The 18,475-nt window shown below is 67.5% G+C and carries 18 protein-coding genes and 1 pseudogene; 6 read left to right on the top strand and 13 right to left on the bottom strand.

Features of this window, described 5'->3' with window-relative positions; all coding sequences use genetic code 11:
* On the bottom strand, nt 1-351 hold a 351-nt coding region (locus HCU76_RS33975), incomplete at its 3' end, for a methylmalonyl-CoA mutase family protein (protein ID WP_256354681.1).
* 97 nt (nt 352-448) lie between these two features.
* Here HCU76_RS33975 and HCU76_RS33970 point away from each other — a divergent pair.
* From HCU76_RS33970 to HCU76_RS33950, 5 genes are all read left to right on the top strand, one after another.
* Entirely contained in the window at nt 449-1,096 is a 648-nt protein-coding gene (locus tag HCU76_RS33970) for a GntR family transcriptional regulator (RefSeq protein WP_213959635.1), read from the top strand.
* Nucleotides 1,097-1,313: 217 nt separating this feature from the next.
* Nucleotides 1,314-2,054, top strand: coding sequence for an SDR family NAD(P)-dependent oxidoreductase (locus HCU76_RS33965; RefSeq protein ID WP_213959634.1), 741 nt, complete (start codon nt 1,314-1,316; stop codon nt 2,052-2,054).
* A 61-nt stretch (nt 2,055-2,115) separates the two neighbouring features.
* Nucleotides 2,116-2,940, top strand: coding sequence for a transporter substrate-binding domain-containing protein (locus HCU76_RS33960; protein ID WP_256354680.1), 825 nt, complete (start codon nt 2,116-2,118; stop codon nt 2,938-2,940).
* 15 nt (nt 2,941-2,955) lie between these two features.
* Nucleotides 2,956-3,627 (top strand): amino acid ABC transporter permease, encoded by a 672-nt coding sequence (locus HCU76_RS33955; protein WP_213959632.1) that lies wholly within the window; start codon nt 2,956-2,958, stop codon nt 3,625-3,627.
* Nucleotides 3,624-4,412 carry an amino acid ABC transporter ATP-binding protein gene (locus HCU76_RS33950; RefSeq protein WP_275946427.1) on the top strand — a complete coding sequence of 263 codons (789 nt, stop codon included), beginning with the start codon at nt 3,624-3,626 and terminating at the stop codon, nt 4,410-4,412. Before HCU76_RS33955 ends, HCU76_RS33950 begins: the two co-directional genes overlap by 4 nt.
* 169 nt (nt 4,413-4,581) lie before the next feature.
* On the opposite strand, the gene dusA is transcribed toward HCU76_RS33950, so the two are convergent.
* The 11 genes and pseudogenes from dusA to HCU76_RS33895 form a co-directional block, all read right to left on the bottom strand.
* Complete coding sequence (gene dusA / locus HCU76_RS33945) at nt 4,582-5,595, bottom strand: tRNA dihydrouridine(20/20a) synthase DusA (protein WP_213959631.1); 1,014 nt, start codon at nt 5,593-5,595, stop codon at nt 4,582-4,584.
* A gap of 182 nt (nt 5,596-5,777) precedes the next feature.
* Nucleotides 5,778-6,000 (bottom strand): annotated as a pseudogene (locus HCU76_RS36990) (electron transfer flavoprotein subunit beta/FixA family protein); the annotation flags it as partial.
* Nucleotides 6,001-6,094: 94 nt separating this feature from the next.
* Entirely contained in the window at nt 6,095-6,781 is a 687-nt protein-coding gene (locus tag HCU76_RS33935) for a c-type cytochrome (RefSeq protein WP_213959630.1), read from the bottom strand.
* Nucleotides 6,782-6,798: 17 nt separating this feature from the next.
* Complete coding sequence (locus HCU76_RS33930; RefSeq protein WP_256354682.1) at nt 6,799-8,181, bottom strand: FAD-dependent oxidoreductase; 1,383 nt, start codon at nt 8,179-8,181, stop codon at nt 6,799-6,801.
* A gap of 287 nt (nt 8,182-8,468) precedes the next feature.
* Nucleotides 8,469-9,887 carry an arylsulfatase gene (locus HCU76_RS33925; protein WP_213959639.1) on the bottom strand — a complete coding sequence of 473 codons (1,419 nt, stop codon included), beginning with the start codon at nt 9,885-9,887 and terminating at the stop codon, nt 8,469-8,471.
* Between the two features lie 51 nt (nt 9,888-9,938).
* Nucleotides 9,939-11,384, bottom strand: a complete 1,446-nt coding sequence (locus HCU76_RS33920; RefSeq protein WP_218511722.1) for an amidohydrolase family protein — start codon at nt 11,382-11,384, stop codon at nt 9,939-9,941.
* The gene (locus HCU76_RS33915; protein ID WP_218511721.1) at nt 11,381-11,857 is read right to left on the bottom strand and encodes a hypothetical protein; all 477 of its coding nucleotides are present in this window, start codon (nt 11,855-11,857) and stop codon (nt 11,381-11,383) included. Before HCU76_RS33915 ends, HCU76_RS33920 begins: the two co-directional genes overlap by 4 nt.
* Before the next feature lie 31 nt (nt 11,858-11,888).
* Complete coding sequence (locus HCU76_RS33910; protein ID WP_213959626.1) at nt 11,889-12,065, bottom strand: hypothetical protein; 177 nt, start codon at nt 12,063-12,065, stop codon at nt 11,889-11,891.
* Between the two features lie 34 nt (nt 12,066-12,099).
* Nucleotides 12,100-12,849, bottom strand: a complete 750-nt coding sequence (locus HCU76_RS33905; RefSeq protein ID WP_218511720.1) for a hypothetical protein — start codon at nt 12,847-12,849, stop codon at nt 12,100-12,102.
* 25 nt (nt 12,850-12,874) lie between these two features.
* The gene (locus HCU76_RS33900) at nt 12,875-13,357 is read right to left on the bottom strand and encodes a 2,4'-dihydroxyacetophenone dioxygenase family protein (protein ID WP_213959624.1); all 483 of its coding nucleotides are present in this window, start codon (nt 13,355-13,357) and stop codon (nt 12,875-12,877) included.
* Nucleotides 13,358-13,457: 100 nt separating this feature from the next.
* A complete protein-coding gene (locus HCU76_RS33895; RefSeq protein WP_218511719.1) occupies nt 13,458-13,934 on the bottom strand; it encodes a 2,4'-dihydroxyacetophenone dioxygenase family protein in 477 nt (158 codons plus the stop codon).
* Between the two features lie 191 nt (nt 13,935-14,125).
* Between HCU76_RS33895 and HCU76_RS33890 the strand changes: the two genes are divergently transcribed.
* The gene (locus HCU76_RS33890) at nt 14,126-16,807 is read left to right on the top strand and encodes a LuxR C-terminal-related transcriptional regulator (protein ID WP_218511718.1); all 2,682 of its coding nucleotides are present in this window, start codon (nt 14,126-14,128) and stop codon (nt 16,805-16,807) included.
* 12 nt (nt 16,808-16,819) lie between these two features.
* Here HCU76_RS33890 and HCU76_RS33885 read toward each other — a convergent pair whose 3' ends face one another.
* Nucleotides 16,820-18,460, bottom strand: coding sequence for a 3-(methylthio)propionyl-CoA ligase (locus HCU76_RS33885; protein ID WP_213959621.1), 1,641 nt, complete (start codon nt 18,458-18,460; stop codon nt 16,820-16,822).
* Between the last annotated feature and the right edge of the window lie 15 nt (nt 18,461-18,475).

The following is an 18,475-nucleotide window of genomic DNA, read 5'->3' as shown; positions in this document are numbered from 1 at the left end:
CGCCAGGTCGAAGGCCACGCTGACGCCTTGGCCGCCGGCGGCGAGTGCCTTGCGATAGAAGGCGTTGGATTCCTCTGCCGTCGAGAAGCCCGCGTACTGGCGGATGGTCCACGGGCGCACCGCGTACATGGTGGCCTGCGGGCCGCGCAGGTAGGGCTCGAAGCCCGGCAGCGTGTCGGTGTACTTCAGGCCCTGCAGGTCGGCCGCGGTGTAGAGCGGCTTGACGGTGATGCCGTCCGGCGTGAGCCAGTTGAGCGCTGCCAGGTCGCCGCCGGGGGCGGACTTGGCGGCGGCCTTGGTCCAGGCATCGAGGGTGGAAGGCTTGAAGGTGGGTTCGGAAGGTGTGCTCATGTGCGCCGCCTGGCTAGGGTCAATCTGTGTGGGTGTGGAGTCTACTCGATTTCGTAATTATTAATTTATAAGTCTGTTCTTGGGGTACATTTCGCTCATGTCTGCCGTCACGCTCACTCCCCGCGCCCTTTACGAAGAGGTGGCTGAACTGCTGCGCCAGCGGATCTTCCGCCGCGAACTGGAGCCCGGCAGCTGGATCGATGAACTCAAGCTGGCCGAGGAATACGGTATCAGCCGCACTCCGCTGCGGGAAGCCCTGAAGGTGCTGGCCGCGGAGGGCCTGGTGACGATGAAGGTGCGGCGCGGCGCCTACGTGACGGAGGTGTCGGAGAAGGACCTGTCGGACGTCTATCACCTGCTGAGCCTGCTGGAAAGCGATGCCGCCGGCGTGGTGGCGCAGCGCGCGACCGACGCGCAAGTCGAGGAATTGAAGGCGCTGCATGCCGAACTCGAAGCGGCGGCGCGGCCGGGCCATGTCGACCGCGACAGGTTCTTCGCCATCAACGAGCGCTTTCACATGCGCCTGCTGGCCATGGCCGACAACCGGTGGCGCGACCAGATGGTGGCCGACCTGCGCAAGGTCATGAAGCTCAACCGGCACAACTCCCTGCTGAAATCGGGCCGCATCGGCGAGTCGTTGAATGAGCACCGCGCGATCCTGGCGGCGCTGGTCGAGCGGGACGCGCCGACGGCCATGGCCCGCATGCGCGAGCACTTCGACAGCGGGCTCGAAGCGGCGGCCTGAGCGCCCCCATTGCCGGGCCACGCCCGGACCGCCCCCCTGCGGGGGATGAGTCGAGATGGCGAAGCCACATCGACTCAAGACGCCCAGAGTCCCCCAGGGTCATCGAATGCCGGCGCCCTCCATGGCAAGGCTCGCTCAACTTTTGCTTGCACAATAGCCGCTTCGTCTGATCCTGCGGCGGCGCCATGCCGTGGCGCATAAAAAGAAAGCAATCTGAATGAGTAGCGTGGTCGTGACCGGAGCGGGTTCCGGCATCGGGGCGGCGACCTGCAGGCGCCTGGCGGCGCAGGGCATCGACCTCGTGATCCACACCGGAAGCCAGCGCGCTGGCGCGGAGGCCGTCGCGGCGCAATGCCATGGCGTGCGCAGCAGCATCGTCGTGGGCGACATGGCATTGCCGCAGACGGTCGATGCCTTGCTCGACGCGGCCATTGCCCTGGGCGGACTGCGCGGCGTGGTCGCCAATGCCGGCTTTGCCGACCGCAGCACGCTGGCGCAACTCGATGACGACATCGTCAACCGCTCGCTGCAGACCATGGTCGTGTCGCTCGCCCACCTGCTGCGCAAGGGCCTGCCGCTGCTCCAGCAAGCCGGCGGCGCCGGCCGCTTCGTGGCCGTGAGTTCCTTCGTCGCCCATCGCTTCACGCTGGGCGCATCCACCTTCCCCGCGACCGCCGCGGCCAAGGCGGGCGTGGAAGCACTGGTCAAGGCCGCCGCGGCGGAATCCGCGGGCCTGGGCGTGACGGTCAACGCGGTCGCGCCGGGCTATGTGCGCAAGGACCGGCCCAAGTCCGGCGCCCTGAGCGATGCGCAGTGGCAGCGAGCCCTGCAGCGCGTGCCCGCGGGCCGGCTCGCCACGCCCGACGACATTGCCGCGCCCATTGCTTTCCTGCTGAGCCCGGAGGCCGGCTACATCACCGGACAGGTGATTCATGTCGATGGCGGCATGACGCTCTGACCTTCCCTTTTTCATAACAACCTCGATGGAGAACCACCGCATGACAAACCGTCGCCATTTCATGACCACCGTTGCCATGGCCAGCGCCGCCACGGCCTGGAGCCACAGCGTTTTCGCGCAGCAGCCCGACACCACGGAAAGCGCCTGGGCGCGCATCAACCGCACCAAGGTGATCCGCATGGGCGCGGTCGCGGGCGCGGCGCCCTACTATCACAAGGACCTGGCCTCGGGTGAGTGGAAAGGCTTCATGATCGACTTCGGCAAGGGCCTGGCCGACAGCCTGAAGGCCAAGCTGGAGATCAACGAAACCACCTGGGGCAACTCGGTGCTCGACCTGCAGTCGAACAAGATCGACGTGTTCTTCGGCCTGAACCCGACGCCGGCGCGCGCCCTGGTGGTGGACTTCTCGGATCCGCTGTTCAACAACGCCTTCGTGCTGCTGGCGCGCAAGGACTTCAACCCGAAGACCTGGGAAGAGATCAACAAGCCCGAGGTCAAGATCGCGGTCGACATCGGCTCCTCGCACGACCAGATGATCTCCAAGGTGTGCCCCAACGCCTCGATCATCCGCCTGGAAAAAGCCGCCGACGCCACGCTCGCCGTGCAGACCGGCCGTGCCGATTGCCAAGTGCTGGCGGTGGTGCTGGCGCTCACGGTGATCAGCAAGAATCCGACGATCGGCCACCTGGTGCTGCCTACGCCGACGCAGGCCACCACCACCAACCTCGGCTTCCGCAAGGAGACCGACCACCAGTGGAAGGAGTACGTCAACAAGTGGATCGCCCAGACGCGCAGCAGCGGCAAGGTCAAGGACGTGGTGCTGTCGAACATGCAGGTGCTGTCGGGCGTGAAGCCGGAGCAGATTCCCCCGACCATCAGCTTCTGACGCCGAGAGACCGCCGTGTACCAATGGAACTTTGAATTCCTCTGGGGCTTTCGCGAACTGCTCCTGACCGGCCTCGTCTACACGGCGGGCTACACAGTGATCTGCACGGCGCTGGGCCTGTTGATCGGGCTGGTGGTGGCGATGGGGCGGCTGGCCCAACCCGTGTGGGTGCGCGCCCCGCTGCGCGCCTACGTGGAAGTGTTCCGCTGCACGCCGGTGCTGGTGCAACTGGTGTGGTTCTACTACGCCCTGCCGGTGCTCACCGGCATCCAGATCTCGCCGGCGCTGGCCGCAGTGCTGGCACTGTCGCTCTACGGCGGCTCCTTCTATTCCGAGATCATCCGCGGCGGCATCATCTCGATCGATCCCGGGCAGAGCGAAGCGGCACGCGCCATCGGCATGCGACGTGCGCAGGTGATGCGGCGCGTGGTGCTGCCGCAAGCCTTCCGGCGCATGGTGCCGCCGCTGCTGAACCAGTCGATCATGCAGTTGAAGAACACCTCGCTGCTGTCGGTGCTCGCGCTGCCCGACCTGCTCTACCAGGGCCAGAGCATCGCGCACGAAACGTATCGCCCGCTCGAGACCTACACCATCGTCGCGATCGCCTATTTCCTGGTGCTGCTGCCGGCCACGATCCTGGTCAAGCGCGCCGAGACGCGGCTCTCCTCCTCCACCGCCCACGCATGACCGCATCGACCACATCCATGATCGAGGTGAGCCACCTCGGCAAACGCTTCGGCAGCAACCAGGTGCTGCGCGACGTGTCGCTCTCTGTCGAGAAGGGGCAGGCCGTGGCCCTGATCGGGCCTTCCGGCTCCGGCAAGTCGACGTTGCTGCGCTGCCTCAACCTGCTGACCGTGCCGGACGAAGGTACGGTGCGCATCGGAGAACAGTCGCTCGCTTTCACGGGCGCGGCGACCAGGCTGCCGAAGGATGCACTGCTCGCCGGCTTCCGCGCCCGCACGGGCATGGTGTTCCAGCACTTCAACCTGTTCCCGCACATGTCGGTGCTCGGCAACGTGATGGAGGGGCCGGTCACCGTGCTGCGGCAGCCCAAGGCGCAGGCGGCGGAAAAGGCGCGCGCGCTGCTCGCGAAGGTGGGCATGGAACACAAGGCCGACGCCTGGCCCGAGCAGCTGTCCGGCGGCCAGAAGCAGCGCGTGGCGATCGCCCGCGCGCTGGCGATGGAGCCGAAGGTGATGCTGTTCGACGAAGTCACGTCGGCGCTGGACCCCGAGCTCGTCGGCGAGGTGCTGCGCGTGATCCAGTCGCTGGCCGAGGAAGGCATGACGATGTTGCTGGTGACGCACGAGATGGCGTTTGCGCGCGATGTCGCGCACCGCGTGGCCTTCATGCGCGACGGCGTGATCGTCGAATACGGTCCGGCACGCCAGGTGATCGAGGCGCCGCGGGAGGCGGCGACGCAGGCGTTTTTGGCGCGCTTCCACGAGGGGCGGCCGGCGCGCGGCTGAAGGCCTTGAATACGGGAGCGGACAGCCGTACGCAAAGGTCGCGAAGGTCGCGAAGGTCGCGAAGGTTACGCGAAGGTCGCGAAAGGAATACCAAATTTTTTATTGGAATTCTTCTGCGACTTCTGCGTTCTTTTGTCTTCCTTCTGCGTTCGGCTGTCCGATCCCGTATTCAGCTCACCGCCTCGCGCACACCCTCGCCAGCGTGCGCGAGCGCCATGACCTCGTGCGGCGACGATGACTTGAGCTTGTGATCGCTCCACACCTGGCGCCAGCGGCGGGCGCCAGGGAGGCCGTTGCGCAGGCCCAGGATGTGGCGGGCGATGTTGGACCAGGGCGTGCCGTGCTCGGCGGCTTCGCGGACCATGTAGTTGCACATCTGCCGCTCGACTTCTTCGCGCGTGAGTTCGCGTGGCGCTTCGCCGAAGAAGCCGGCGTCCCATTCGGCCAGCCACCACGGGTTGTGGTACGCCTCGCGGCCGATCATCACGCCGTCGAGCAGGCGCAGTTGCGAATGCACCTCGGCGTTGTCGGCGATGCCGCCGTTGATGGAAATGCGCAGGTCAGGGAAGTCGTGCTTGAGGCGATGCACCAGCGCGTAGCGCAAGGGCGGCACCTCGCGATTCTGCTTGGGTGACAGGCCCTTGAGCCAGGCGTTGCGGGCATGCACGATGAAGGTGTTGCAGCCGGCCTCGTGCACGGTGCCGACGAAGTCGCGCACGAACTCGTAGCTCTCGGTCTTGTCGATGCCGATGCGGTGCTTGACGGTGACCGGCACATCGACGACATCGACCATGGCCTTCACGCAATCGGCCACCAGTTGCGGCTCCTGCATCAGGCAGGCGCCGAAGGCGCCGCGCTGCACGCGCTCACTGGGGCAGCCGCAGTTGAGGTTGATTTCGTCGTAGCCCCATTCCTCGCCCAGCCTGGCGCAGTGCGCCAGGTCGGCGGGTTCGCTGCCGCCGAGTTGCAGGGCCACCGGATGCTCCTCGGCGTTGAAGCGCAGGTGGCGCGGCACGTCGCCATGCACCAGCGCGCCGGTCGTCACCATCTCGGTGTAGAGCAGCGTGCGGCGGCTCAGCAGGCGGTGGAAGAAACGGCAGTGCCTGTCCGTCCAGTCCATCATGGGTGCCACGCTGACGCGCATGGCGTCCAGCTGCTGATTTGAAAGCGTTTTTTTGTCCATCCAAATCTCGAAAATCGATCGTGTGCAATTTCGAAGTGCGCGCATCGGCAACATGGAGGCAATATCCGGTCAACGATTGAACGCACACGGATTGCACACAACTGCACATGCCGGCTTGCACACGACGCCTACATTCTCCCAGCTACGCGGCGGCAATGGATCGTGCCGGTCTACTCGCCGGCGCGCAGGGTTTCCTGACACCACTTGGCATCACCACAGGAGACGGCGACGACTTCCGTCACGACGCCCTTCTCTTTCAGGCGCACAGCCTCTCCGACGGCGATTTCGTCGAAGGGGATCATGCTCATCTTGACGTTGACGATGTCCACGTCAGAACAATCGGACTTCACGCGAACCTTGACGTTGTTGTCAAACGACGCGCTTGACCGCCACCAATGCCTTCATCTCTTCAATCTCCTGTCATGGGCTGGCTTCAGCCCGTGGTTTCACGCTTGGATCTCGGGGGCGCTTCTGTGCGGCACATGCGGGCGCAGACCCCTCATCGCGCCTTGAACGTGGCCAGGTAGTGCGCCACGCTCTCGACGTCGTCTTCCGACATCGTGGCGGTGATGGCCGCCATCACGCCCTGGCGGTCGCGACGTGCGCCGCTCTTGAAGGCCAGCAACTGCTTGGCCAGGTAGTCGTTGCCCTGCCCGGCCAGGCGCGGATTCACGCCCTGGCCCTGCAGCACGGCCCCGTGGCAGGCGATGCAGTTGCCTGACTTGACCAGCAGCTCCCCCTTCTTCACCCGTTCCGGATCGACGGCGAAGGGCGCGTGCCCCGTCACCGGACGCGATTGGAAGAAGTCGCCCAGCGCGCTGATCTCTTCCCCGCTCAACTCGAGTGCCAGCGGCGACATGACCACGCTGGGGCGCTCGCCGCTGGCAAAGGCGTTGAGCTGCGCGACCACGTAGTCCTTGGGCTGGCCGGCGAGCCGCGCATAGCCCGGCGAAGCGGTGTTGCCGCCCGCACCGTGGCAGGGCATGCATGCATCGCTGCGCCGCGGCCATTGGCCCCCGGCGGCCAGGCGTTCCAAACTCGCCGCTCCAACGGCCTGATCGAAGCGGTGGTAGTCCAGCAGCATCGGCCCCAGGACAATGCCTGCCAGCACCGCGAGGGCGACAAGGACCAGGGCGCCCCACTTGAGCACGCGGCGTGCTCGCCAGTTTCTTCTGTTGGATGCCATTTCGTGTCCTCCCTGGCTCAGCCTTGCCGCAAGGCCTGCAGCGCCTGCAGCGCCGCGATGTGACCCGAACGCACAGCGCCATCCATGTAGCCCGCCCAGATGTCCGCCGTCTCCGTACCAGACCAGATCAGCCGGCCGGCCTGCGGACGCAGCGCCTCGCCGTGGCGCGACCAGAAACCGGGCGGGATCGGCGAGACGCAACTGATGGTCCATGGCTCATGGCCCCAGTCCAGGTCGTGGAACTGCTGCGGCTTCAGCGCCTCCTTGCCCAGCGCCTGGGCAAAGATCCCCGAGAGGATGGGCTCGGCCAGCTTCGGATCGTCCGGCAGCATCGACTGCACAACGAAGGCGTTGATGACGCCCATGGACGCGTCCGGCGGCGAGTTGTCGTAGGCCCAGATCAGCGGGCCGTTGACCTGCAGGATGCCACCGCTCAAGCCCTTCTCGCGCCAGAACGGCTTGGCATAGACGTGCGCCGTCTTGCGCCCCGGCGCGTGAGCCGGCCAGCGCCGCTGCAGCTCGGCGCGCGGCGCCGGCAGCGGCGGATCGAACTTGATCTGGTTGCACAGCGGGGGCGACAGGGCCGCGATCACGCACCGCGCGCGCACGGTGCCGGTGTCGGTCTGCAGGCTGACCACGGCCTGGTTCCAGTCGCGGATCTGGCGCACCGGCGACTTGAGCCTGAGCTTGTCGCCCAGGGCCTGCGCCATCTTGTCGCTCAGCAGCTGCGAGCCGCCGATGAAGCGAGTCTCCTGCGCGCTGTCCTTGATCGAATCCAGTTGCTCGTAGCGGCTGTTGGCCGAGTTGATCATCGACAGGAAATGCAGCAGGCCCATCTTGGCCGGCAGCGTGCCGCCGGACAGCAGGGAGGTCATGTCCCAGCCGATCTGGTCTTCCGGCTTGAGCTTCTGCCTGGCCAGGAAGTCGCCCAGCGTCATCTTGTCGAGTTCGGCGACGCGTTTGGATTTCCAGGGTGCGCCCGAGGGAACCTCGCGCGCCAGTTCGTCGAGCTGGGCAGCGATCTTCGGATCGGTGCCGAAGGTGCCGTGCAGGTCGATGGCGACCCGCCCGTCGCCTGCCAGCAGGACGGTCTCGCCGTCGTAGTAGGTGGTGAAGGTGCCGACGCCCAGTTCACGGGCCAGGTCGGCCACGGCGGTCTGGCCCGGGCCGATCCACTGGCCGCCGGCCTCCGACACGTAGCCGTTGCCGAGGTCGTGGTTGTAGGTTCGGCCGCCCACGCGATCGCGCGCCTCGAGCACGAGGAAGGACTCACAGCCGGCGCGGCGCAGGTCGCGTGCCGCGGTGAGGCCGGCCAGCCCTCCGCCGATGATCACCACGTCGAGCACATCGCCGTTGTCCTTGTCCAGCGCGGAGGCCACGCCAGGCAGGGCGCCCACCATCGCGACGCCGCCAGCCGCCTTGCCGAAGAAACGGCGCCGCGTCAGTGCCCGCTTGTCGGAGGGCTTCTCGCTTGCCTCTTGTGTTCTCTTGTTTTCCATGTTCACCACCTGCTCGAAGTTGCTCATGAACAGCGGAACGGCGCCGCTGGGCTTATGGTCGGAAGAATGGGATCGGCACGAATCGCGCCCCTCACCCCGGAAGGGCTCGCGCAGCCCCATGAAGCAGTGGCTCGCACTGGCGGCATTCCTACTCCGGGGCACAGCCCTTTCTGCGCGAGGCGATGACGCTACTGCGCAGGCCGGTACGGATCCGGCGTGCCGGGACGCACGGGCGGCTCCTGCTTCAGCGACTTCATGTGCTCGGTCAGGACCTGCACCGCCGGAAAGCGCACCCAGAAGTTCTCCAGCACGCGCGGGTCGGCGGCGTGCTCCTCCTTCGGGTCGGTCAGCAGGTTGTAGAAGAGCGGCACGCCGTAGCTGCGCACGGGCTCGCCGTAGCCGGTGCCGACTTCCTTGCTCATCATCTTCCAGTTGCGCCACTTGATGCCGTAGATCTCGTTGCCCACGTAGACCACGAAGCCCTCGCGCCCGGACTTCTGCGCCTTGCCGAGCAGGAAGTCGCCCTGGTCGACGCCGTCGATGACGCGGTCCTTCGGCACCTCGGCGCCGGTCCAGCGGGCCAGCGTCGGGAACACGTCCATCTCGTGCACGATCTCGTTGCTGACCGTGCCGGCGGGCACCTTGCCGGGCCAGCGCAGGATGAAGGGCACGCGCAGCGACCCTTCCAGCCCGGTGAAGTAGGTGCCGCGCCACGGGCCGCTCGAGCCGATGTTGGGCAGGAACATCTCCGGGCCGTTGTCCGAGGTGAAGATGAAGATGGTGTTGTCGCGCTGCCCGATCTGGTCGACCGCATCGATCAGGCGCCCGACATAGGCATCGGTCTGCGCCAGCACGTCGGCAAAGTCACCGTTGCCGGTCTTGCCCTTGAACTCGGGGCCGGGCAGCGTCGGGTAGTGCGGCTGCGTCAGCGGCAGGTAAAGGAAGAAGGGCTTGCCGGCCTGGCTCTGGCGGCGCATGAAATCGATGCCGCGCCGGGTCAGCTCGCCGTCAATGAGCGCGCGCTGTTCCAGGTCGTAGACCTTGACCTGCTTCGGGTCGGCGCCCTTCCTGCCTTCCATCAGGTACTCAGGCCTGGCATAGGGATGCACCGCCTTGCCGTCGACCAAGGGGTTGCCGCTCCAGTAGCTCTCGTCGGACGAGTTCGGGATGCCGTACCACTCGTCGAAGCCCTGGTCGGTCGGGAAGCGCCCTTCGGTGTGGCCGAGGTGCCATTTGCCGTAGGCCGCGGTGGCATAGCCCTTCGCCGACAGGGCTTCGGCGATGGTGACTTCCCATTGCGTCAAGCCATACAGCGGCGTGTCGAGCGGCACCGAGCCATTGCCGGTGCGCACCGCGTAGCGGCCGGTCATGAGCGCCGCGCGACTCGGCGTGCATTGCGCCTCGACATTGAAATTGGTGAGGCGCGTGCCCTGCTGCGCCAATGCGTCGATGCGCGGCGTGGCCGCGCCACGCGTGATGCCGCCGCCGTAGACGCCGGGCTCGCCATAGCCCAGGTTGTCCATCAGCACCAGCACGATATTGGGTTGGCCGGTCGCGGCCTGCGCGGGGGGCGCCGTGCACAGCAGGGCGGCCAACAGCCAGCCCATGGACATTCGCATCTTCATGGTCGTTCTCGATTAGATGGGCAGCGCGGCCGGCTACGGCGCCTTCTCGGCCGCCACGTTGATGGCATGCCCCTGCTTGAAGCGCATGGTGAGTGCACCGGGCGCCAGGAAGCCGGGCGCCGCACCCTTGAGGTAGTCCAGCGGATTGCCGGCATAGACCAGGAAGCTCGCCTCGTAGCCATCGCGCAGCATGCCGATCTTGCGGCCCGGGAAGATGTACTGGGGCGTCGTTTCGGTCAGCATCCGCAACACTTCGGGCGGGCTGTAGACGCCGAGGCTGGTCACATAGAGCGCCTCGTCGAACAGCGCCCTGCCCTTGTTCGGGCCGTCCAGCACGGGCACGTCGTCGGTGCCGATCAGCACCGGCACGTTGTACTTGCGCATCAGTTGCAGGTTGGGCAGGACCACTTCCTTTTCCACCAGCGCGACGTCTGCCGGGTTGGTGGCGCGCAGGTTGCCCAGGCGCGCGAGCGTGGTGGTGACCGGGATGCGGCGCTCGCCGGCGAAGCGGACGTCTTCCTCGGCGATCGCGTAGAGACGGTTCTGGTTGGTCGCGAACTTGCGCATCGGCTGCCCGGTCTTGGGATCGGTGGCGAAGGTGAATTCGCCGACCGTCATGTGGGCGATCGCATCCACCCCGGCCGCGAGCGCGTTGTGGAAATCGGGCCCGTTCTGGATGTGGGCCGTGGTGCGCAGGCCGGCCGCATGCGCGCGCCGCACGATCTCGGCCGCCAGCTTCGGATTGATCCCCCGCATGCCGTAGTAGGCGGGGTCGTCGGCGCGCTTGTCGTATTCCTCGCTGGAGACGAAATCGAGCTTCACGATGGCGGGCTTGCTGGCCATGAAGAGCGGCCAGTCGCGCTCGATGTCCGCCACGCTCTGGACCAGGAAGTAGGCCGCGTTCTCCAGGTGGTCGGCATGCATGCCGATGCCCCCGCGCTTGGCGAGCGTGGTGTAGAGCACCGGCGCGTGGCCGCCCTGGGCCGTCCAGCGTTGCTGGGCGCTGGCGAAGTCGACGCTGTCGGGCTTGTTGACCAGCGGGTCCAGGCGCGGGGAGAACTCGGGAATGCCGCCCAGGTCGAGGGCGTAGAACTGGCCGTAGCGCAACGAGGCGGCGACCACCTCGGACAAGTACGCCGGGGTTCCTGGGCCCGCGAGCCAGTGCAGGTGGGCGTCGCCGAACGGCGGGACGACGAACTGGCCGCCCAGGTCGATGGTCCGGTCGACGCTGGCCGGCTCCTTGTCGCGGAAGACGCCGCCCTCGGTGTACATCGTGGCGGCCACGAATTCGGTGCCGTTGAACCACTGGCCGTTGACCAGCTTGAGGTTCGGCGGGCGTTCGACGGCAGAGCGCGGCGCGGGTTGCGCGCTGGTGGCTTGGGCCTCGGGCGTAGCAGGCTGCGCCCACGATCCGCCCATGCTGGCCGACAGCGCGAGCAGGCCAATCGCGCCCAGCAGGTTGCGGCGAAGGTTTTTCATCGACGTGCTCCCGCCGTGGAAACGTTGCCGCTGCGCAGGCTCACGTAGGCGCAGACCAGGCAGATGAGCCACAGAACCCCTTTGATCACGATCGAGGCGGTGTCCTGGTACGGCTGGTCCGGACGCATGGTGTAGCCGCGCAACGCCGCTTCGAGATGGGCAAAGAAGGGCACGAACAGTCCGCCCAGGGAATAGGCCCAGGCCGCCGACATCAGCTTCGGCGCCAGGCTGTGCCGGCGATGCCAGAACAGGGCCGCCGCAATCAGCACGGCCCCACCGAAGTAGTCTTCGAACATCGTGGTCGCGTTGATCGCGAAGTAGCCCGGCCCGCGCTTGACCGTCTCTCCGATGATGAAGAAGAGTCCGACGACATAGGACAGGTGGTAGATGATGTTCATCGCCATGCCGTGGGACTTCGAGGTGTCGCGAAAGCCGATCGGACCCTCGGCGTGGGTGTTGCTTTGCATGTTCATTTCATTTCTCCTGGTTGGATCCGGAACCTCTTCATGGCAGCAGGGCCCCTGCGCGAAGGGGCGCTTCCGGGTAGCTGGGCGCACTGCGCATCCCGGCAGCCGGCGAGACGTCGCGCTCCGGTGGGGGAACCATGACCGATGAAGCGGCCACGATCAGCACGAAGGCTGCGACAGCGATCTCGGGCCAGAAGGATCGAAGATGCTTCATGGATGACTCCTTCGAGGCGAGGCGTGGCCGTGATTCAGCGGTTGGCCTGCGGCAGCGGTTTCGCAAGTGCAGCCGCGTCCAGCGCACCGGCGTCCTTGCGCAGCATCGTCCATCCCGTCAGGAAGGCCCATGCCAGGATGGTGAGCAGTGCCAAAAGCCCCGCCGTCTCCGCGCCCATGGCGGCGCCTGGCACCACGCTGGCCACGCCTGGAATCGTCAGCACCCAATAGAGCAGCCCGAGGACGCCGCCGGCGATCAGCAGGCTGCCGAAGCCGAACTTCGCCGCCCGCAGCGAGGAGCCGCACAGCAGCGCGTAGATCCCGAAGGGCAGCATCTCGAACCACCACAAGCCGTTCTGCGCCGTGTTGACGATGACGACCCAGGCAGCCTCCGCGCCTGGCATGCCCGCAGCGTGGGCCGCGGCGAGGGCCGGCAGGGCCGCCATCTGCAGCAGCGCGCCCAGGATGCCGAGGACCGCGAAGACCAGCAGGCACGGCGAGGCGAGCGCTGCCCGGGCGCGCTGCGCGGCGGGCAGGCAGGTCGCCAGGTAGCCGCCCAGCATCGCCGGCAACAGATAGAAGCCGAGCGTGTCGGCGACCATGCTGGCCGTGAAGACCGCCTGCGCCGAGGCCGGCAGGGCCAGCGCATAGGCCGGATCGAGAAGCGCCTCCGTGTTCCCGTTGGTCACCGACAGGAAGGTGGCGATGTTGAAGAGTCCCAGCGGCGCCGCCAGAAGGCCAGCCCAGCCGGCGATGCGGCGACCGCTCATTGCCTGTGTGTTCATTTCGTGTCTCCGGCGTTGGACGGGATCAGGCGTGCGTCGCCTGGGGAAACTCCGAGAGCTCGGGCACCGGCATGTTCGTCTCCTCGCAGTGCGCGTTCAGGCGTTCCAGCATCGAGCGCCAGTCCTCGATCGCGGCGACGTTGCCGGCCTCGTCGAGAAACTCCAGCGAACCGTCGAGCAGCACGAACAGCAGTGCGTCGTCGCCCGCCTCGCCCTGGAAGCTGTGGCGCGAGCCGGCAGTCTCATACACGAAGTCGCCGGCACGCGCGACCCAGTCGTGCTCCATGTAGCGCCAGCCGCCCTGGATCGTGTAGAGCACCACGCGGCCGCGGTGGTTGTGCGCGCCGAGGAAGGTGCCGGCGGGCACGCGCATCAGCAGGGCCATCTCGCCGCGCGACTGGTCGACGTGCAGCAGCTTGATGCCGACGTCGGCGTTGTAGGGGGTGAAGGGCAGCCAGGGCGTGTCGCCGCCTTGCAGGTACTTGGGATCGAAGCCGATGGAACTCATGTGGGGTCTCCTGGGGTTGTTGCGCTCGACATTGAGCGGTTGGGTGAACTTTAGGTTTTGGGGATTTTTCGACCCCCCCCAGCCCGGGGGGGAGGGTGCATCAGCCGGCGAAGCTGGTGAGGTCCTTGGGCGGGAGGCCCTGCGCCTTGCAATGGGCGATGTAGCGATTCACCGCGGTCTTCCAGTTCTCGATGGCGACGGTGTTGCCCAGGGCGTCGAGGTAGTGCGTCTCCCCGACGATCACGTTCAGGACGATCACATCGCCCTGCTGGTCGGCAATGGCCTGCGGGGTGTGGCGCGACGACGCCGGCTCGAACACCACGCTGCCGGGGCCGGCGACCCACTCGGTTTCCAGGTGGCGCCACCTGCCCTGCACCGTGTAGACGATGACGGTGCCGGTGTTGTGGTGCATCGGCAGCGAAATGCCGGGCGGCACCTTGAGCAGGGCGATGGTCTCGCCGCGGATGGGGTCGGCCCGGAAGTACTTGACCTCGACGCGGTCGCTGTACGGTGCGAACGGCATCCACGGGTACGCGTCGTCGTCCATGAGGCTGGTGTCCACGCGTTCAAAATTCATGCTTGCCTTTCGGGGGAGCCAGTAGTCCATGGGAAGCCCCGAAGGTATCCGCGCTCGCCGCATTCGACCCCCCCAGGCACGGGGGGGCCGGACGGCCCCGACCGGCCGCACCGAGCACGCGATTTCGCGGTACGCTCGGCGCCCCTACAGCATCCGCAGGAGGCCTCGGCAGCGCAGCCGCCCCGGCAACGATGGACCAAGACCGCATCGTCCTGAAGACAACGCCGCCACGCGCCCATCGCATGGTGATCGCGCGTCCCCGGCTGGCCCAGCTGTGGGACGAGGTGCGCGAACGCGCGTTCATCGAGGTGTGCGCGCCGGGCGGATTCGGCAAGTCCACGGTGCTGGTGCAGTGGCGCCTGCTCTGGCTCGAGCGCGGTGCGCTCGTGACCTGGGCGACGCTCGATGCGCAGGACGGCCCGATCCGCTTTGCCCGGGTGCTGGCCCAGGCGATGCGCAGCGCCAGCGGCCGCGCCAGCTTCGACCGCATCGCGCTCGAATACGGGGACGACCCCGAGCGCGCGCTCGATGCGCTGACCGCGGTGCTATCGGAGATTGCCAGCCTGGCCGCGCCCACCGTGATCGTCCTTGACGACGGCGAGAACCTGCCGCGGGAGACGGCGCGTGACGCGCTGGCCTACCTGCTCATGAACGCGCCGGCCAACCTGACTGTGGTTCTCGGCACGCGCGTGCCGCTGGTGCTGCCCACCGTCGAGCTCACCGCCCGCGGCGAATGCGCCCGCGTCACCGTCGACGACCTGCGCCTGGACCTAGACGATGCCGTCGCCCTGCTGCGCAAGCGCTTCGGCAAGCGCCTCGAGCTCGACGACTGCGTCAGGCTGCACGAGATGACCGAGGGTTGGCCGATCGGACTTCAGCTGGCGGCCGCGGCGATCGAGCGCTCGCCGCACTACCACACCGCCGTGCTGGCGCTGTCGGCCCGCAGCGGCGACCTCGAGCGCTACTTCATCGAATCGCTGCTCGACCACCTTCCCGAAGCCGTCGCAGCCTTCCTGACGCGCATCGCGATCCTCGACCCCCTGTCGCGCGAACTGTGCGAAGCGACCACGGGCAGCCCGATGGCGGCGCCATGGCTGGAGCAGATGATGGCGGACACGCCGATCTTCACCGTGACCGAGGCGCAAGGGTGGATGCGGCTGCACGCGCTCGCGCGCGACTTCCTGCTGGGCCGCTTCGAGCAGCTTCCCGAGGCGGAAAGAACGCAACTGCACCTGCGCGCCGCCCAGTGGCTGGCGCAGCGCCGGTTCTTTCCGGACGCAGCGCGGCACGCGCTCGCGGCAAAGGACGAGCCGCTCGCCCAGGCTTGCGCGAGCCAAGGCCTGTGGTCGGTGGCCACCAGCGGCGACCTCGCGGAAGCGCTGCAATGGATCCCCCACTTGGCGCCGGAAACGCTGGCCGACAACGTCCAGCTCCGGCTGATCGGAGCCTGGGTCATGGCACTCGGCAATCGTCCCGACGAAGCGCGCCGGACGGCGGACGAAGTCCTGCGCGATCCATCGACCGAACCCGCCATGACTTTCATGGCCGCGCTGGTCGCATCCTGCGCCGAGGCCTGCGCGGACCGGATCGGGCTGATCCCGGCCATCATGGCGCGCTGGCCGACGCTGCCGGACTACGTGGTCGACCCGGTTCACCGGCAGTCCTACTTCAACACCTGCGCAGTGGTAGCGGTGGCCAGTGGCGAGCTCGCGCAGGTGCATGCCATGGACACCAGCCCCGCCCCCGAGGCCGCCGACAACCGCACGCTGGCGCTGGTGTTCTCGATCTCCCGGCTCTACCTGGCGGTGGCCCTGCTGCGCGAGGGCGACCCGATCCGCGTGGAGGAACTGCTGCAGGGCCCGCTCGCGCATGCGGAGCGGACCCAGGGCCGGCGCAGCACCGTCGCGTGCCTGCACGCCGTTGGCATGGCGGCAGCGCTGCTGGAACGCGACGAGGTCGCGCGCGCCGAGGCCCTGCTCGCCCATCGGGTGGACGTGATGGAGCGCTTCGTGTTTCCCGACGCGATCCTGCTCGCCTATGAAACGCGGGTAAGGCTCGCGGCCGCGCAGGGCGACGAACGCCGTGCGCTGGGGGTGCTGGGCAGCATGGAGGCCGACGGGCGTGCCCGGTCCATGCCGCGGCTGGTGCTTGCGGGTCTGGCGATGCGCATCCACCTGCACGCGTGCAAGGGACACGTCGAATCGGCGACGGCGCTGATGCCGACCCTCGAGGCGCTGGCGCCCACCTTCGAGGGGCCCGAGTACCTGCCCTTCCTGCGCGAGTACAAGCTGCGCTGCGCGCTCGCACGCGCGCTGCTGGCCATCGCGCGATTCGACGGCGCCAGCGCGCAGGCTGAACTTTCGGACGCGGCCGAGCTGGCGCGCGCCGCCAACTTCGCGCGCGAGGCGGTCACGGTCCAGGCCTTGCGCGCGGTCGCGGCCGAGCTGGCGGGATCGGAGCGGGCGCTGCCCCTGCTTGCGGAAGCGCTGAGCATCGGCGCGATGCGTGGCTGCCTGCGGCTCGTGGAAGAAGCCCATCCGGCGGTCCTCGCGCTGCGCCGGAGACTCGAGGCCGCCGATGCGCGCCAGGCGCCGGCCGCCGCGTCAACCGCGCTACCGCCCGCGCACACGCCGCCCCGCAAGCCCGCGGCGAGCCCGGGCGGCTTGCTCACACCCAAGGAAGCCGAGGTGCTGCGCCTGGTCGCGGCCGGCCACTCCAACAAGCACATCGCCAAGGCCATGGACGTCGGCGACGAGACCGTCAAGTGGCACCTGAAAAATCTCTTCGCCAAGCTGTCGGCCGGCTCGCGGCGGCATGCCGTCGACCGGGCGCGGATGATGGGGCTGGTGATCGACGAAGACGCTGTCGCCTGAGGGCGTCAGCGCTCAGGCGGTCGGCAGCCTGTGCTCCTTGAACTGCTCGCGCAGCTTGTTCTTGAGCATCTTGCCGGTGGCACCCAGCGGGATGGCATCGACGAAGACCACGTCGTCGGGCGTCCACCACCTGGCGATCTTGCCGTCGTAGAAGGCCAGCAGTTCCTCGCGCGTCAGGGTCTGGTCCGGCTTCTTCACCACGACCAGCAGCGGCCGCTCGTCCCACTTCGGGTGGGCCACCGCGATGCAGGCCGCCATCGCCACCTGCGGGTGCGCCATGGCGACGTTCTCCAGGTCGATCGAGCCGATCCATTCGCCGCCGGACTTGATCACGTCCTTGCTGCGGTCGGTGATCTGCATGGTGCCGAGGGGGTCGATGGTCGCGACGTCGCCGGTGGGGAACCAGCCCTTGTTGCCCGTCACGACCAGCGGCGACTTGTCCGCCATGCGGAAGTAGTGCCCCACCACCCAGGGCCCGCGCACGTACAGGTCGCCACTGGACTGGCCGTCCCAGGGCAATTCATGGCCGTCCTCGCCGACGATCTTCATGTCGATGCCGAAGACGGCCCGGCCCTGCTTGGCCTGCACCGCGTAGCGCCCGTGCTCGGACAGCGCGCGTTGCGCAGGCTTGAAGCTGCACACGGTGCCGATGGGGCTGAGCTCGGTCATGCCCCAGGCGTGCAGAACGGCCACACCGTGGCGCTCCTGGAAGGTTCGCATCATGGCGGGCGGGCAGGCCGAGCCGCCGATGATGGTGCGGCGCATGGTGCTGAACTTCAAGTCGTTCGATTCCACATGCGCGAGCAAGCCCTGCCAGACCGTGGGCACGCCCGCCGACAGGGTGACGCCCTCGCTCTCGAAGAGCTCGTGCAGCGATTTGCCATCCAGTGCCGGGCCCGGGTACACCAGCTTGGCGCCCACCATGCAGGCGACGTACGGCAACCCCCAGGCGTTGACATGGAACATCGGCACCACCGGCAGGATCACATCGCTCGCCGCACAGTTCAGGGCATCGGGAAGCGCCGCGGCGAAGGTGTGCAGGAGAGTCGAACGGTGGCTGTAGAGCACGCCCTTGGGATTGCCCGTGGTGCCCGAGGTGTAGCAAAGCGACGAGGCGGTGTTCTCGTCGAACTCGGGCCAGGCGAACGTGTCGCTGGCGTCAGCGATCAGGTCCTCATAGCACAGCAGTGCGGGGATGCTGCTTTGCGCCGGCATGTGCGCGCGGTCTGTCATCGCCACGAAATGGCGGATGGTCTTGACGCGCGGTGCAATGGCCTCCACCAGCGGCAGGAAGCTCAGGTCGAAGAACAGCACCTGGTCCTCGGCATGGTCGGCGATCCACACCACCTGGTCCGCGTGCAGGCGGGGATTGAGCGTGTGCAGCACCGCGCCGGAGCCGGACACCGCGTAGTACAGCTCCATGTGCCGGTGGCCGTTCCAGGCCAGCGTGCCGACGCGATCGGAGGGCTTCACGCCCAGCGACACCAGCGCATTGGCCATGCGCCGCGAGCGCGCGGCCAAGTCGGCAAAGGTGTAGCGGTGGATGTCGCCTTCGACGCGGCGCGAGACGATTTCCTGCTCGCCGTGGTGCCGCTCGGCATGGATCAGAAGTGAGGAGATCAGCAGCGGCTGCTGCATCATGAGTCCGTTCATCGTCGTTCCTTGATG

It is taken from the genome of Variovorax sp. dw_308 (genome assembly GCF_019207085.1).
Taxonomy (GTDB): Bacteria; Pseudomonadota; Gammaproteobacteria; order Burkholderiales; family Burkholderiaceae_C; genus Variovorax.
Note: the sequence above shows the minus strand (reverse complement) of the source record. Positions and strands in the feature narration are given on the sequence as shown.